Raw genomic sequence first — 16,217 nt, 5'->3', positions numbered from 1 at the left:
GGCGAAGGGTCTCGGCAATGACGGATCAATCAACTTGTGTGTACACGGTAGCCTTGGGGAGAGGGCTAGGGTGAAGGTGAAATTTCGGAGTTATTTAAGCCATGATCCTTATTGATATCCCGCCGCTTGCAGTCCAAACAGATAGGCGTAGCGTCCTTTGGCTTCTACTAAGTCGCTGTGGGTGCCTTGTTCGACGATTTCTCCTGCCGACAGCACCATGATTTTGTCAGCCATTCTGACCGTAGAGAAGCGGTGAGAAATCAAAATTGCCATCTGGTTGGGGGTCATGGCGCGAAAGCGATCGAAGATTTGCACTTCTGATTCGGCATCCATTGCGGAGGTCGGCTCGTCTAAGATCAACAGGTCGGCGCTGGTTCGCATGAATGCCCGTGAGAGGGCGACTTTTTGCCACTGTCCGCCCGAAAGTTCGCGTCCGCTTTTGAACCATCGTCCCAGGCGAGTTTGGAAGCCTTCGGGCATTTCTTCAATAAACGGGAGCGCGTTGCCTTTGTCGGCGGCTTGATGCCAGCGATCGCTATCTTCCAGATGAACGACATCACCAACGCCAACGTTTTCGCCAACGCTAAATTGATACCGCATGAAATTTTGAAAGATCACGCCGATGCGTTTTTGTAGAACGTCAACATCCCAGATTTGTAAATCCAAGCCGTCGAGCAAAATTCGCCCAGAGTCAGGGGTATAGAGTCGAGTCAGTAGTTTAATCAGCGTTGTTTTACCGGAACCATTTTCACCCACGATCGCCAGCTTTTCTCCTGGCTTGAGATGAAAGGTTACGTCGTCGATCGCTCGTTTTTCTTGACCGGGATAGGTGAAACTGACATTCTCAAATCGCAGCCCATCACCGGGAATTGTGCCCTGGGTAGAAAGTCCTTGAGGATGAGGAATTTTTTGTTCTAAAAACTCGTACAGATTCGAGAGATACAAACTATCTTCATACATACCGCCAATCGAACTCAATATCGACGCAAACGCAGATTGACCCTGACGGAATACGACAAGATACATGGTTAATTCACCCAGGGTAATGCGACCGAGAATGGTTTCGATCACAATCCAGACATACGCGCCATAAAAGGCCGTTGTACTAACGAGACTGAGCAGATAACTCCAAACCCCTCGCCGAATGGTCAGATCACGGTCTTCGCCAAACAGCCGATTAAAAATAGTGTGGTAGCGATCGAGCAGCGTTTCGCCCAACTGATAGAGCTTAATTTCCATCGCAGGAGCTTCGTTGGTAATCAGCCATTCCAGATAATTTTGTTCTCTCGATTCAGGCGTTCTCCAGCGAAACAACCGGAAGGCTTCACCCGCAAATCGAGTCTCCGCCACAAATGCCGGAATCGCTGTCACCATCAACGCCACCACCGCCCAAATCGAAAATCGAATCAGCAAACCGCCATAGGTAATCAGCGTCAACCCTTCCTGAACGATTCCAAAAGTCCGCCCCACCAGACTCAACGGACGACTGGAAGCTTCGCGTCTGGCGCGGGTCATCTTGTCGTAAAATTCAGAGTCCTCAAAGTGAGCCATGTCCAGCGTCAAAGCCTTTTCGAGAATCAGCACGTTGACCTTTTGACCGAGCAGCACCCGCAACAAGGATTGACACAAAGCAAGTCCCTGTCTGCTTCCTGCCAAAATTGCGACGGTGATGGCTTCAAGTCCAAGGTAATTAAGTGCTGTCCAGCGACCCCTTGCGGGTATCTCGAAGAGATCGCTTTCTGTCCCCGATTGAGAAGCGACGACAACAGAATCGACAATCAGTTTTCCAGTGTAAGCGACTACGGCAGGTAATAGTCCCGCGATCAGCGTCAGGAACGCTAAAAGAATAGTTAATTGACGGTTGGTTGTCCAGACTAGCTCGATCGCTCGTCCACAGTATTGAAAAATTGAGAGAGATTGAGATGCGCTCTGTAACAAGCGTCTGAGTTGTTGTCTGTAATACATTCTTCCAGGATAGCGTTTGCCTTCAATCGTGAGGTCGGGGAATGAAAAATCGGGGCGATCGAGGCTGATTCAGCAGTTTATACCAGAGATGCTCATAACTTGCGGTCATGGCTTCGACCGTAAAGTGACTGACTGCTTTTTTTCTGGCTTGTTGTCCCAGTCGAATTCGCAAACGTGGATCATCTCGCAATCGTCGGAGTGAATTTACTAATCCATTAACGTCGTTTTTTTCGATCAGCATTCCTGTTTCACCATCGGTAATCGCTTCAGGCATACTTCCGACACGAGTGGCAATCACAGGGATTCCAGCTAACATTGCTTCGACCATTGCTAAGGGGAATCCTTCAGATCGAGAAGGCAGCGCCACGACATCGAATTGAGGCAGGTAAGCACGAGGATTTTCAACCCATCCCGGTAGTGTGACTCGATCGCCAATCCCCAATTCTGCTGCCAACTGTTCTAATGAGTTGCGCTGATCGCCTTCGCCTAAAATGACGACTTGGGTGTTTTCGACTTGAGCGATCGCTCTCAGCAAAATGTCATGTGCCTTCATCGCATCCAGTCGTCCAATACTGCCCACGATTATCGGTTTTCTCTGAGGTAGCGGCTTCGGTTCGCCCAAATCAGGCACCCCATTGGGAATCGAAATTACGCTATGACGACCCAGCGCATAAAAGTCCTCCATTTTTCGTGAACTCGCCTCCCCGACCGCAACGTGGGCATCGACTCTCAGAGACAGAAGCCGAGTCCGCCACAAGGCGATCGCATCCGTCGTTCTCAAAGGCAACTGATCCACGCGAATCACACGAGCGTATGGAAGCAACAACGCAGCACTTAACGCAGTTAAACACGCCCAGGGAGTACAAAGATTAATGTGAATAATATTGGGACGTAATCGATTAAATGTTAGAAGATGATCCAGAAAGTTATCAGACAAGCAAATTCTAGAAGATTGAGAGCGACGATCAGCGATCGCATTTACAACCAACGACGAAATTCCCATAACGGTGATCTCAATCTTCTCAGACGCGGCTGCAACCAAATGACCCAAACTGATCTCAGCCCCTCCAATACCAGCCGAATCGGTATAAACCACTACTCGCAAAGGACGATTTAACATTAGATAATGGCAGTAGAAGCGATCTTAGAACGTTTTGACAACACAGATTGATATACTTCAATATGAGAATCTGTAATGCTAAACCAATCAAATTGTTGACTAAATTGATACCCGCTAACACTAAGCTGATTTCTCAACTCAGAATCACAAAGCAGATTGAGTAATGCATCAGATAACTGATCAATATTGCGGGGAGCGACCCCTTGCGGGTAACTCGAAGAGATCGCTCTCACATTCGGCAAATCACTACGATCAACACAAGTCACAATCACAGGCAATTGGTGCGCCATCAACGCCAGCAGAGAGCCACTTTTGAGCGTGACCCCATGATTAAAAGGCAACACGCCAATGTCAGAAGCCGTGAGGTAATGAGAAGCCGTATCCGCATCCAAATAGCCCGTCATGTGAACGTGATTTTTTAGATCGAGTTGAGCGATCGTATCCTCTAATTTTTGCCAATAGTTTTGAGCATCACTGCCCCACAGCGCCAAACTCTCAACTCCGCCAATCAACACCAATCGCGCTTCAGGCTGAGTGACCAAAACCTTTTTGAAAGCGGGTAATAACGTTTCTAATCCTTTAACGGGATGCAGAAATCCAAAGAAAGCAATGACTTTTGAATGCTCTGTCCACTGACAAGCCTGCAATAACTGCTGACGAGCGATCGAGCGCGCAACCTTCGCCACTTCAACATTGGCCCCAATGGGAATTCGATGAGTTTGAATATGTGGTAGACGCTCACTAATGACTCGTTCTGCATCTACAGTCGTGGTAATAATTACATCGCTCTGAGTGATCAAAAAGCCATCTTCACGATCCCACCAGCCCCGTTTCTGCCCCGATGTCTTCAACCATTCAACCAGCGATGTAGGAATCCATTTCGGCTGCCATTCCCACCAGCCATACTCATGAATGGTTGTTACGATCGGAGAGTGCCACCCCGACAGCCTCAACAGCAGTGGTAGTAGGAAGATGGCCCGATCGAATCCATAAGTTCCCGCAGCGTGTTGAATGTGTAAGATATCCGCCTGAGTTTGGTGAATCGCTCGAATTAAGGGAATCAGATTGCTGATATTCCAATCCTTTACAACACCTCGAATTGTCGAATCAGTTCCCGCCTCATGAGTGGTCAAAACGATCGTTTCGATTCCCCGTTCAGTCAGCGCATTTCTCAAGCGATCGGTATAGTGAGCCACGCCACAGCGATCGGGTTTGTAAGTGCCAGCAATCAGCGCAATCCGGGTCATTCTTTAGAGCGTTGTCGTTCACCTTTCGTTCACCTTATTGTGTCGGATGCATTGAGATTGCCAATCTACTTTTCGGTAGAATATTTTGCATTTTTCTGATGAGCATTGACTTTTGTAAACGTAAATTTCTAATACAAATCTTCAGTTAGAGAGAGGAGAAACCGTATCATAAGCTACAGAATAAATTTTATCGCGTTCTACAAACTTCTCGAAAACGAGGCTTTAAAAGGGCGCAACCCTGACGCTACAAAGGATCGTGTTATGCCACTAGAATCAAACTTTTGTGCCATCAATCCCTCACCCCGCGCTTGGGAAGCACTTCGAGGTCGATCGGTTAGCTGTTCTCCCAGATTTACGCCCTCAATGTGGGTGAGATTGCTTAACCCGCCCACTGCATTCAGCTTTGATGAAGCGTGGCTCCTCTGCCAATCTGCCGAAAACCACTGGTTAGCCTGGATTCCCGACTACGGCGAAATCTTGCTGCACACCGACGAATTTTGCAGCCTGACAGAAGATTAAACCACCGATTAAAAAGCCCTCAAACCCTGTGTCAATGACGCACTCAATTTTTACATCTAAGGGCAATGTACTCGCGGATATGATCTGCAACTTGCTCCTGCAAATCATCGAGCAGAGATTTGAGCATTTTGACGATCGTCGTAATAGCGGAAGACATAAGCTCAGGAGTCGTAAGTAATCTGGGGCAATACTTGAGAGTCATTTGTTGATTTTAAGTAGATAGGTTGCACCTGGAGAATGTAGATTTCTGTCTACTAAATTCCACAAAACTTACTGAAGTGTACTAAAACTTAGATGGGTAGAGCATTTGAGATGGCTTTGATCCTCGACCTACAACCCCAACTGTTACACGAGGATCTTGAGACGTTGATGTATATGACGCGATCGGAGTCCTACGACTTTCAGACATCGCTTGATGATTCTTTTTTCACCGCATGTGATCAAGGATTTGATGATGAATGGAGACGAATCATTGCCAACAATCAGCATCGGATGGGAGAGGAATCTTTCTCTGAGACTTATAGCCAGACTCGTCGAAGCGTTTTTCTTAACAACCAGTTGTGTTTTCGTATTCTGATTGATGATGATACATACGACAACACCTGGTGGGCGTTTTCAGAGTGGCTATTTTCAATTAGCACTAGTGAAGGATTAGTCGGCTATCTTTTGGATGTTCTGGATTTAACACGCACGGAGCCTGACCTAATCTATTTTGAGAAAGCAGGGATGACTACGATGACTACCCAATCGGTCAAAAATTGCACGATTCCCAATTCTCTGATGCACCCTATTAACGAGTTGCTAGGAGGTTCTGATAGATGAGTTTTTGCGCGAAAGTAACTAGGTTAAATGAACTTCCATACAAACCAACAATGTGGCATGATTGGCGATAGAGTCATCGAATAAGGAATATGTCTACTTATCAAGAGATTCGCCGCGAAGTTAAAAATCTTAATCCCGATGAGCAACTCCGTCTGCTAGAAGAGTTGGCTGCAATGGTGCGTCGCCGTATGCTGGTAAAACCGAAACGTAGCATTGTGGAACTAGAAGGCTTAGGAAAAGAAACTTGGCAGGGAATTGATGCTCAAGAATACGTTAACCAGGAACGTGATTCATGGGATGGCTGACTCAGCTACAAGGTAAAGTTGTTGGTTTAGACACGGCACCACTCATCTATTTCATTGAGAAAATGAGACATATTTAAAGGTTGTTCGTACCTTTTTTCAAGCAATGAGCCGGAGTGATTTTCAAGTCGTGACATCTACATTGACTTTGACAGAGGTACTGGTTCATCCACTTCGGGCGGGCAATATAGAACTTGTTGAACAGTACCGCGATATTATTCTTGATCAAGAAAGTCTAACAACAGTATCTATCTCTGCTGAGATTGCCGAAGTTGCGGCCCAGTTGAGAGCAACACGTAATTTGAGAACTCCAGACGCAATTCAGGTTGCAACTGCTATACGAGAAGGTGCTACGTTTTTCTTAACGAATGATAGGCGCTTAAGTACTGTCCCAGATTTAGAAGTTTTAGTTTTGAATGAGCTTCTGAGTAAATAGACACTCAACTGGGACGTTAATCTGGAGTTCTAAAGAGCATGAAATCACGCTTTAAATCACGCTTGTCTTTTTGGTTGAGTCGTCCTTTAAGAAAAACATTATCTGGACTGCAAACTCAACAGGCTGATCTCGCAGATCTTTACTTTTGTTACCGACTTTTGTTAGGGCGAAAAGCGGACGCTGAAGGGTGGCAGGCGTGGTCTAAAAATGTCGCTTCAGGAATGTTAATCGACGAGCTTGTCAAAGGCTTTTTAGAGTCTCAAGAATTTCGCAAAAAGCAGACGCTCAGATCAAAAGATCGCATTGTGACGAATGATTTTGTTCTCTATGTCGATCCGAATGATTCTCCGGTTGCAAATACAATTTCTCAACATCATTCTCAAGATCATTTCCAACAAAAGTATGAGCCTCATGTAACAACAACTCTGCAAAATATTTTGCAACCTGATCATGTTTTTGTAGATGTGGGGTGCAATATTGGCTGGTTTGTTTTGGTCGCAGCTTCTAAATTGAAAAAGGGGAAAGTAATTGGATTTGAGCCAAACCAAAATTGCCTACAACTTCTCTATCGCAGCCTTCATGAAAATGAGTTTGAGAATGTGGTGATCTTTCCGTATGCGGCAACGGATAAACATAAGCTTTTGCAACTGAGTGGTCATGCTGCTTATGGATTTGTTCATTCAGTTGATGAGTCTGATGCTGACTATGTGCAAGGAGTGGCGATCGATACTCTACTCCAGCACGAACCCAAAATTGATGTTGTAAAAATGGATATCGAAGGTCATGAACCGATCGCTCTTCAAGGCATGACAGAAACTTTGCATAAACACAAACCGATCGTCATTTCTGAGTTTCATCCCAAGTTGATTCAATCTTCTGGAAACGGGCAGCCTCAAGACTATTTAGACACACTTGCCAGGTTGGGATATCAACTTTCGGTGATTGAGCTTTCTGGCAATTTAAAAGCAATGAATGAGCCATCTGAAGTGATGAATTATTGGCATCAGATTAACCAAAAATTCGGAACCGGAGATACGATGCATCTGGATATCTTGGCAACCGCGATCGTTTAATTAAAGATTAGGTCGAGCCTTTCTTGAGACGATTTGAGCGATTGATCGGGAGAACTGCGTCCCATTAACGTGGCTTCGATCGCTCGTCCTAAATTATCTGAGATGCGATTGTAACCCGGAAAAATTGGGCGCGATCGTCCATACTTTGCTTGATTTAAAAACACATCAACGGCGGGCTGTTTGGCTTTGAATTCCTGGTAAGCAGCACTCTCGCGAGATTTTAGATTGATGGGCAAATAGCCAGTGCCGATCGCCCATTCGGTTTGAAAGGCTTCGCTCATGACGTATTCGGCGAAGGTGAAGGCGGCTCGTTCTCGATCAGGTGTCGATTTAAAGAGAAACAGATTTTCGCCCCCGATCGCCGTCGCCTGTCGAGTTCCCGATGGAATGGGCATCACGCCAAAATCCGTTTTCGTCGCTTGCAGTTGTCCCAGTGTCCAGGGCCCGGAAATCTGCATGGCCACTTTGCCTGCCAAAAAGCCATCCAACTCATAGCCGCGCTCTGGTTGCGAAAGAATAGCCGAACCGTCTTGAATCAAGTCACGCCAAAATTGCAGCGCCGCGATCGCGCCTTTATTGACGATCGTCACATCCTCTTTGATGACCGAACCTGTGTTGTCGGGAGTACCCGATTGAACTTCTGTTTTCTCAATCAACTCGCCGCCACCGCTCCACATAAACGGCAACCACGTAAAGACGCTCCATTCCCCTTTGCCCAATGGCAGTAGCATTCCGTGTTGATCGACTCGTCCGTCGCTGTCGGTGTCACGAGTTAGCCGCCTCGCCACCTGACGAAACTCATCCCACGTCTTCGGTAGCTCCGTAATGCCCGCCGCCTTGAACAAACTAGGACGATAATAAATCCCGACATTGTTGGTACTAAAAGGAATCGACCAATTTTGTCCCTGATAATTCATCGTTTCAAAAAGGGCGCGATCGAGTTCTCCTTTGAGTGGTGAAGTCGCGAGAAAATCATCCAACGGGCGCAGCGCATCCAATTCGACCAACTGACCTGTCAACATGGGCGCAAACCAAAGCATATCCGGGGCAGCATTTCCCACCACAGCCGCGAGAATTTTGGGCATTTGCTGATCGCCCTGGCCCACGTAAATCGATTCAACCTGAATATCAGAATGCTGCTGATTAAACTTGTCCACCAGCTTTTGCAAAACATCTCGATTGGGAGGCGGATTTACCCCTTGCCAAAGCGTGAGTTGAATTGCAGAGGATTGTAAAGCTGAATGACCCTCGCAGCTCGTCAGCAGTAAGCTCAAAAATAAGCAAGCAACCAACCCAATCAACCAACGCTGCATGATTTGAATCATTGTTTTGAATCCCTCGCCCGCGCCAATCTCTATCTTACGGGAGTCAGTTTAGCGCTTGATCGCTTCGATAATCTAAATACCTCACTATTTGGAAAGATTTTCTGATGAGAAAACTGCTTTCTGGTCTTTCAGTTTTGGCTTTGATGCTGTTGGCTGGCTGTCGATCGACGCAAAAAAATGCAGCGATCGAAATTACTTTAAGCGGTTGGCAAAGCAATCCGGCTGAGTCACGACTATTAGAACAGGTGATTGATCAATTTGAGAAAAAATACCCTAATATTCGAGTCAAGCGAGAAGTCATCAACAGTCAATATATGGATGTGATCAAAACTCGTTTGATTGGAGACGTGGCTCCAGATGTATTTTATTTAGATTCATTTGAAGCTCCTTTACTGATGAAATATGAAGTACTAGAGCCGTTAAATTTGTATATTACACCTGAACATAATATCAAAGATTTTGAATCATCTTTAATGAATGCTTTTAAGCAAAATGACAAAATCTATGGCATTCCTAAAGACTTTTCCACACTCGCTCTTTTCTATAATCAAGCTGCTCTTTCTCAAGCAAACATTGCGCCTCCTAAAACCTGGAATGAATTAATTCAAAAGTCTAAAAGACTGACGATCGACCAAAATAAGGACGGCAGAATTGATCAATATGGAATGGGAGTCGCTCCAGAACTTGCAAGGCAGTCTTTTATGATCAAAGCTTTTGGTGGCAAGCTAGTAGATCAGAAAAACTACGCTGCATTCGCCGCCCCAGAAGGCTTGAAAGGATTGCAATTAGTGGTAGACCAGTATCGAAACGATCGCTCTGCCGCTCAACCGTCTGATGTGGGAGCAAACTCGAATAGTGAGGGATTTGGACAAGGGAAAATCGTGATGGCGATCGAGGGTGCCTGGGCAATTCCCTACTTTCGAGAAACCTTTCCTAACTTAAAGTTTGCGACCGCAGAAGTGCCGACAATTAATGGTAAAAAAGGCACAATGGCGTACACGGTTGCCTATGTGATGAATCGCCAATCAAAACACAAAGAAGCTGCCTGGAAACTGATCGAATATTTGACCAGCCCAGAAGGAATGAAAGCATCAGGTAATCAGGGGTTTGCATTGCCATCGCGTCGATCGGTTTTAACTGAGTTGGGATACGATCGCGATCCGCTTTATGCGCCTCTAGTCGCCGGAGCCAAATACGCCACTATCTGGCAAGCAGGCGAAACTTTACCCACCATTCTCACCAATTTTGACAATCAATTCATTAGCGCTTTGTTAGGAGAGCAATCATTACCCGATGCGATGAGAAAAGCTCAAGATACCGCAAATCGAGAAATTTATTTATCAAACTAGTGATGCTAAAAAAACACTTCTGGAACAAACAAAGTTCGAGAGAAGGCGTGACGGGCTATGTTTTTATGATGCCTACGATCGTCATTTTAGGTATCTTTTTAGTCTTACCGATTCTCTACACGATCGTACTCGCATTTCACAGAGTTCAACTTTTGGGTGAGGTGAGTTACCGATTTAATGGATTGAGAAATTTTGTACGAATGGGAAGCGATGAGCGAGTCTGGATCGCTTTACAAAATACGGTTGAATATGTGGCGATCGTCGTTCCAATTCAGACGCTGCTTGCCCTTAGTTTAGCTTTAGCATTGAATACAAAAATTAAAGGAAAAAGTTGGTTTCGGGTAGCTTTCTTTTTACCAACCGTAACTTCTTCAGCCGTCCTGACACTGATTTTTATGTGGATTTACAATACGAATGGCTTACTAAATAGCTTCCTTGGCTTATTCGGAATTTCTGCGTACAACTGGCTAGGCGATCCAGAAGTGGCGCTCAAGGGAATCATGATCATGAACATTTGGTCAACGGCACCGCTGTTTATGGTGATTTATCTAGCAGCCCTTCAAGATATTCCAGAAAGTTTATATGAGGCAGCCGTGATTGATGGCGCGACACCCTGGGAAAAATTTTGGTGCATCACACTTCCCTTTTTGAAACCTGTTACTTTTTTTGTGATTGTAATGGGAGTAATTGGGACGTTTCAATTATTTGATCAGTCTTATATCTTCTCTAATGGCTCAGGCGGGCCGAATAATGCAACCTTGACGATCGTGCTTCTAATCTACCAATACGCCTTCAAAAACTTGGATATGGGCTACGCATTAGCGCTGACGTTAATGTTAGCTTTTGTGATTATGAGTGTGACTTTAATTCAAAGAACGCTGTTCAAAGAAGAAAGCTTAGATTAGGTGAAAAAATGATGCGATCGCTAAGGTCAAACTGGCTTCTCTATGCAGGATTAGTCTTTTATACGGTGATTACGTTCATTCCATTCACCTGGGCGTTGTCTGCCTCGTTCAAGTCGTTGGCAGAGATCTCGGCGGGGGGCGCTAACTTTATCCCACAGGAGTTTACGATCGAGAATTATCAGAAAATCTTCACACAAGAGCCTTTATTTGGAAGATGGCTCTTCAACAGTGTCTTAGTAGCAGTGATTGTAACAATCTTCAATCTACTATTCAATTCAATGTCAGGATATGCCCTAGCGAGAGTTCATTTTCCGGGTAGAAAATGGTGGTTTTTTCTGATTTTGGCGGTCTTAGTAGTCCCTGGTCAGATTACATTACTCCCCAAGTTTTTGATTTTAAAATCCTTCGGATGGCTTAATTCTTATCAAGGATTAATTGTTCCCACTTTGGTCAATGCCACCTTTATTTTTATGATGCGTCAGTTCTTTCTCAACTTTCCCAAAGAATTAGAAGAAGCGGCTGCATTGGATGGATTAAACCGTTTTGAAACCTTTTTTCAAGTCGTTTTACCGCTTGCAAAACCTGCTTTAGCGGCTCAAACAATTTTCATTTTCATGAGTTCCTGGAACGAATTTCTCTTACCGCTTGTCGTCATGTCTAACCCAGAAATGTTCACGCTACCGTTAGGGCTAAATGCTTTTAAGGGGGAATATATTACTTATTGGAACTACATCATGGCCGCCTCAATGGTGTTTACCCTTCCCGCTCTGGCAATCTACGCCTTTTTTAATCGCTACTTTATTCAAGGAGTCACCTTTACAGGTGGAAAATAAGAACCCTTTGATCGCAATTTTTGTCTATTCTATAAATCGAGCGACTTTCTTACATTTTCAATCAGGCATTCTCAATCAGGTATGGCAGGACATAGCAAATGGGCAAACATCAAGCGGCAAAAAGCCAGAGTCGATGCTGTCAAAGGGAAAGTGTTTACCAAAATCTCACGGGAAATCATCGTCGCTGCGCGGAGTGGCGTTCCTGATCCAGCTAGCAACTTTCAACTGAGAACGGCGATCGACAAAGCCAAAGCCGCAGGCATTCCCAATGACAACATCGATCGCGCGATCGCCAAAGGTGCAGGCAAACTTGGCTCAGACGCACCGTTGGAAGCGATCCGCTACGAAGGATATGGGTCAGGCGGAGTCGCTGTCTTAATCGAAGCCCTGACTGACAACCGCAACCGCACTGCCGCCGAACTTCGGATCTCCTTTAGCAAAAATGGCGGCAACCTGGGCGAAACAGGCTGTGTCGGCTGGATGTTTGAGCAAAAAGGCGTGGTAGAGGTTTCCTTCGCGCTACAAAAATCGAGCCGAGGGCGCGACTCCTTGCGGGTAACTCAGAGAGATCGTTCCCCTCACCCAGAACCTCTCAACGAAGATGAATTTCTCGAAGCCTGCCTCGAAGGAGGAGCCGAAACCTACGACCTGATTGACACCGAAGACGGAAAAGTTGCCGAAGTTTTCACCCAGGTCGAAAATCTCGAAACCTTGAGCCAAACCCTCAAAACCAAACACTACACTGTCACTCAAGTCGAACTGCGCTGGATTCCGCAAAACACGATGGAGGTCACCGATCCAGACCAGGCACGATCGCTCCTCAAACTCATGGATGCGCTCGAAGACCTCGACGACGTTCAGAGCGTCACCGCAAACTTTGAGATGGCAGACGACCTGATCGCCCTGAGCATTGTGTAGACCTGCAAAAGAAAATCCCCGGAGCAACCAGGATGCCCCCATCCAAGCTGTCTCCGAGGAGTCTGTGCTCTATTCGTCTACTAGGATATGCTTCCTTTCCCAGGTTCCCCTTCCTCCAAGTGGGTGGACTTATCAGGTGATAGTTCGTTATGAATCGACAGAACTCTCAGTTTCATCGATCGCAACCCTAAATCGCAGAATTAATTGTGCCGTCGATCGCGTTCACCGCCTTACTGCAATGAGAAGAACGATCGCGTCGTCATCGCTGGTTGTTTTAACTATCTGTCACATCTTTAACGTGAATTCGATGAGAGTTTTTTCGCTTCGTTGTTCACGGCTTCTGCCCCCCAAGCTGCCAATTTTGGCGGACTTTCAGAGAGGAATTCTGGTTCCAAGTCCCTCACTCGTGGGGGATTTAGGAGGCGTGCCTGGATCTAAAAGCGAAGCGAAGCGTTCATCGAACTGACGTATCTTTAAATGGATATCAACAGTTCTATTGCGCCAAGTTTGCAAAAAAAATTCCTCAAAGAAACCTGGGATGCCCCCATCCAAACTGTCTCTGAGGAGTCTGTGCTCTATTCATTTACTAGAATATAGTTCCAAACAGGCTTTCACCTCCTCCAGAAGGGTCGCCTGACTGGGTGATTTGGACTATCTAAGGCGCAACTTTAGAACTGTCAGTGCCCAATAGTTCGGCGATCGCTTGGTGCTCGGCGGGGGGATGAGAGGGCAGTTGTTGACGCGCATCAGTAATCAGCCAGTCAAGAGAAGCGGCTTGTACGTCGATCGTGGCACCCGTCTTATCAACGCAATACCGACCATAAACCAGCTTATCGACTAACCGAACGCCCGGCCCAAGCCGAGAATATTCAAAAATCACGCTGTTATCGACGGTTGCCCCACTACAGACCCAGCAGTTTGGCCCAATCATCGTCGGCCCAACAATCTTGGCCCCATCCTCAATACAGGTCATGCTGCCAATATAGACTGGGCCCTGAATGTCAACTTTGTCCCAATTGACCGAGACATTTAGCCCCGTGTAAATCCCTGGAGCAACTTCATGCCCTGGAATCGCCACATTTTTGACTTCACCCTTCAAGACGCTGCGAATCGCGTGCCAGTAGTCAGGGACTTTGCCAATATCAACCCATTCAAAATCCATCGGCAACCCATAAAAGGGCGCGTTCATCTCCACCAGTTTGGGAAAAAGCTCTCCCCCAATGTCGTATTCTTGCCCTGATGGAATATAGTCCAGGATTTCGGGTTCAAAAATATAGATCCCAGTGTTGATATTGGTGCTGAGGGCTTCTTCGATCGACGGTTTTTCCTGAAAGGCTTTGATCTTGCCGTCTTCGTCGGTCACCACTACTCCATAGCTCGGCACTTCTTCGAGGGGAACGGTTTTCATAATCACGGTGGCGATCGATCCCTTCTCTCGGTGCCACTTCACCGCAGCCGTCAAGTCCAAGTCGATCAGAGCGTCGCCACAGAGCACCACAAAGGTATCGTCAAAAAACGGGGAGAAATCCTGAATCTTTTTCATGCCGCCCGCCGAACCGACCGCCTCGCCAACCAGTTCGCCATCGACAATTCGCCCTTCAAACGAGTAGCCAATCTGCACCCCAAAGCGCTGCCCGTCTCGAAAATAGCTTTCGATCTCGTAGGCTAAGTGGCTCACATTTACCATGATTTCGTCAAACCCGTGTTGACGAAGCAACTCAAGCAGAAACTCCATCACAGGCTTTTGCAGAATGGGAATCATGGGCTTGGGAGTCGTATACGTAATCGGACGAACCCGCGTACCCTTCCCGGCCGCCAGAATCATGGCTTTCATAGATCGTTTTCTCTCAACCCTACACCATCAAAATGCAATCAGAAATCTCGCGATCGAGGTCTCTTTCCACGTATTCACAAACTACTGTTTTAGCAGAGTCCAAAAAAATGTCATCAACCAAATCAGTCTTGTCGTGAATATAACGATTCTCGCTCAAATTCGACACCGCCTAAAGACCGAACCCTCAACCGTAAGCGCCAAGAAGGTTTCTCGCTGCTCCAGTTTGGGATAAGGCTGCCCAAGTGCGGGCGAAAACGGAGAATCGTGTAACCTTGCCAACCTTAACGTACGCCGACAGGTTTCGTCGATTGGCTGATTGTAAATTGTTGGTGTTAGATTGCTGACATCAAAATAAAACAGGGTGGTGAAGTTTTTTTCTTCGTGGTTTTTATTTTGCGGTTTGGCGCTTCTGCTCCTTGCTGTGGAGAACTTTAAACCAAGATTTCTAATTCAAATCGCTCAAGGGCTAATCGGACAAAATACTGCTGGATAGGTCACTTAATTCTGATCCTCCCAGTAAGAGAGACTTGACTTTGAGATCTTGATAAAACTCTTCTTGAGCAAGCTCGACTTTAGATTGGGCAGACAACAGCAGCAGCGCCCAAAACACGCCCACTCGCTCATGATTGGGGTGAGAAGCATGGGCGGCTTCATCGGGATCAGAAGGACGCTGGGCCTTGAGGGCCACCCAAAATTCTAAAACCAGGTCAAAATCGATCCAGTCTTTGCCCTGTGCGACATCCGTCCAGTGTTCGAGAAAAAACTGCTCGATCGCCACTGCCATTTCTGAGAGATTTTCCTGGTGGGCGAGGGCGGCGATCGCTTTGACGGCCTGCGATCGAGTTTGTTTTTTTGGGCGACGAATGGCAGAACGTGGGGCTTTGTCCTCCAGCGCTTCGGCAATCAGTTGTAGCTGGTCGATTAGTTCTTTAAGCGTGACTCGACGGTTTCGAGGCGGTTGGGCCACGGCTCTACGTCGTAGCTGACGTTCTAGATTAAGCGGTAGGGCGTTCCCATTCAGGTCGGCTCCTTCCAAGAAGTCTTCTTCATACTCCGATTCAGCGAGCGGTTCAGGTTGAGTAATGCTGTCTGCTTTGAGCAACAACAACATAGATGCATAGAGAAACGCCTGCCCCGACTGTGAAAGATTGGATTCGTACTGTTCTCGTCCGCTCGCCGTGGGTGCCAACTCACTTAAGAAGCGATCGATGACATCAATCACCTTCACATCCCAGGGGTCAATTTCTCCCCGTTCTGCCAGGTCAATCAGGAGGGCGATCGCGTCCTGTGCTAAAGAGAGGGTCATAGGGGAAGGGATGAGGGATGAAAGCTGAATGGTCTTATGGTGGCACGATTGTAGCGAATTGGTCACTTGATTTTGATCTGCACAAAGTAGGCGGCCGCCAGCAGAATAAACACCAGCAGCACACCAGGCACCCAAAGACTCCACAAACTACCCGGATCAACCAGTTTCATCCCTCATCCCTCTCGCGAAGCGTGCCGCCAGCGGCAACCCCTCATCCCTCATCCCTCATCCCTCATCCCTCATCCCTCATCCCTCATCCCTCA

Annotated in this window: 15 protein-coding genes; 9 read left to right on the top strand and 6 right to left on the bottom strand. The window is 46.6% G+C overall.

What is annotated here, in order from left to right; genetic code table 11:
• Positions 1-108: 108 nt before the first annotated feature.
• The 3 genes from ACKFKF_RS30430 to ACKFKF_RS30420 are packed head-to-tail and all read right to left on the bottom strand — an operon-like array spanning position 109 to position 4,332.
• Positions 109-1,965 carry an ABC transporter ATP-binding protein gene (locus ACKFKF_RS30430; protein ID WP_446871120.1) on the bottom strand — a complete coding sequence of 619 codons (1,857 nt, stop codon included), beginning with the start codon at positions 1,963-1,965 and terminating at the stop codon, positions 109-111.
• A gap of 22 nt (positions 1,966-1,987) precedes the next feature.
• Entirely contained in the window at positions 1,988-3,085 is a 1,098-nt protein-coding gene (locus tag ACKFKF_RS30425; protein WP_446871119.1) for a glycosyltransferase, read from the bottom strand.
• The gene (locus ACKFKF_RS30420) at positions 3,085-4,332 is read right to left on the bottom strand and encodes a glycosyltransferase (protein WP_446871118.1); all 1,248 of its coding nucleotides are present in this window, start codon (positions 4,330-4,332) and stop codon (positions 3,085-3,087) included. Before ACKFKF_RS30420 ends, ACKFKF_RS30425 begins: the two co-directional genes overlap by 1 nt.
• Positions 4,333-4,593: 261 nt before the next feature.
• Here ACKFKF_RS30420 and ACKFKF_RS30415 point away from each other — a divergent pair, with 261 nt between their 5' ends.
• From ACKFKF_RS30415 to ACKFKF_RS30395, 5 genes are all read left to right on the top strand, one after another.
• Positions 4,594-4,851 carry a hypothetical protein gene (locus tag ACKFKF_RS30415; protein ID WP_446871117.1) on the top strand — a complete coding sequence of 86 codons (258 nt, stop codon included), beginning with the start codon at positions 4,594-4,596 and terminating at the stop codon, positions 4,849-4,851.
• Between the two features lie 312 nt (positions 4,852-5,163).
• The gene (locus ACKFKF_RS30410) at positions 5,164-5,673 is read left to right on the top strand and encodes a hypothetical protein (RefSeq protein ID WP_446871116.1); all 510 of its coding nucleotides are present in this window, start codon (positions 5,164-5,166) and stop codon (positions 5,671-5,673) included.
• Positions 5,674-5,762: 89 nt separating this feature from the next.
• Positions 5,763-5,978: a hypothetical protein gene (locus ACKFKF_RS30405; protein ID WP_446856218.1), complete on the top strand. Its 216-nt coding sequence runs from the start codon at positions 5,763-5,765 to the stop codon at positions 5,976-5,978.
• Positions 5,979-6,081: 103 nt separating this feature from the next.
• On the top strand, positions 6,082-6,411 hold the full coding sequence (locus ACKFKF_RS30400) for a type II toxin-antitoxin system VapC family toxin (protein ID WP_446871115.1): 330 nt from the start codon (positions 6,082-6,084) through the stop codon (positions 6,409-6,411).
• A 38-nt stretch (positions 6,412-6,449) separates the two neighbouring features.
• Positions 6,450-7,484, top strand: a complete 1,035-nt coding sequence (locus ACKFKF_RS30395) for an FkbM family methyltransferase (RefSeq protein ID WP_446871114.1) — start codon at positions 6,450-6,452, stop codon at positions 7,482-7,484.
• On the opposite strand, the gene ACKFKF_RS30390 is transcribed toward ACKFKF_RS30395, so the two are convergent.
• Entirely contained in the window at positions 7,481-8,809 is a 1,329-nt protein-coding gene (locus ACKFKF_RS30390) for an ABC transporter substrate-binding protein (RefSeq protein WP_446871113.1), read from the bottom strand. The two genes, ACKFKF_RS30395 and ACKFKF_RS30390, sit on opposite strands and share 4 nt — an antisense overlap.
• Positions 8,810-8,913: 104 nt before the next feature.
• On the opposite strand from ACKFKF_RS30390, the gene ACKFKF_RS30385 reads away from it, so the two are divergent.
• The 4 genes from ACKFKF_RS30385 to ACKFKF_RS30370 all read left to right on the top strand — a co-directional run bounded on the left by ACKFKF_RS30385 (position 8,914) and on the right by ACKFKF_RS30370 (position 12,814).
• Positions 8,914-10,158: an ABC transporter substrate-binding protein gene (locus ACKFKF_RS30385; RefSeq protein WP_446871112.1), complete on the top strand. Its 1,245-nt coding sequence runs from the start codon at positions 8,914-8,916 to the stop codon at positions 10,156-10,158.
• A 2-nt stretch (positions 10,159-10,160) separates the two neighbouring features.
• Positions 10,161-11,063: a carbohydrate ABC transporter permease gene (locus ACKFKF_RS30380; protein WP_446856213.1), complete on the top strand. Its 903-nt coding sequence runs from the start codon at positions 10,161-10,163 to the stop codon at positions 11,061-11,063.
• Positions 11,064-11,071: 8 nt separating this feature from the next.
• Positions 11,072-11,896 carry a carbohydrate ABC transporter permease gene (locus ACKFKF_RS30375; RefSeq protein WP_446871111.1) on the top strand — a complete coding sequence of 275 codons (825 nt, stop codon included), beginning with the start codon at positions 11,072-11,074 and terminating at the stop codon, positions 11,894-11,896.
• An 81-nt stretch (positions 11,897-11,977) separates the two neighbouring features.
• Positions 11,978-12,814 carry a YebC/PmpR family DNA-binding transcriptional regulator gene (locus ACKFKF_RS30370; protein ID WP_446871110.1) on the top strand — a complete coding sequence of 279 codons (837 nt, stop codon included), beginning with the start codon at positions 11,978-11,980 and terminating at the stop codon, positions 12,812-12,814.
• A 655-nt stretch (positions 12,815-13,469) separates the two neighbouring features.
• On the opposite strand, the gene ACKFKF_RS30365 is transcribed toward ACKFKF_RS30370, so the two are convergent.
• Complete coding sequence (locus ACKFKF_RS30365; RefSeq protein ID WP_446856210.1) at positions 13,470-14,648, bottom strand: sugar phosphate nucleotidyltransferase; 1,179 nt, start codon at positions 14,646-14,648, stop codon at positions 13,470-13,472.
• 466 nt (positions 14,649-15,114) lie between these two features.
• On the bottom strand, positions 15,115-15,954 hold the full coding sequence (locus ACKFKF_RS30360; protein WP_446871109.1) for a segregation/condensation protein A: 840 nt from the start codon (positions 15,952-15,954) through the stop codon (positions 15,115-15,117).
• Between the last annotated feature and the right edge of the window lie 263 nt (positions 15,955-16,217).

The organism is Phormidesmis sp. 146-12, from assembly GCF_052939495.1.
The sequence above is the reverse complement of the archived record's forward strand: the minus strand, read 5'-3'. Positions and strand labels throughout refer to the sequence as shown.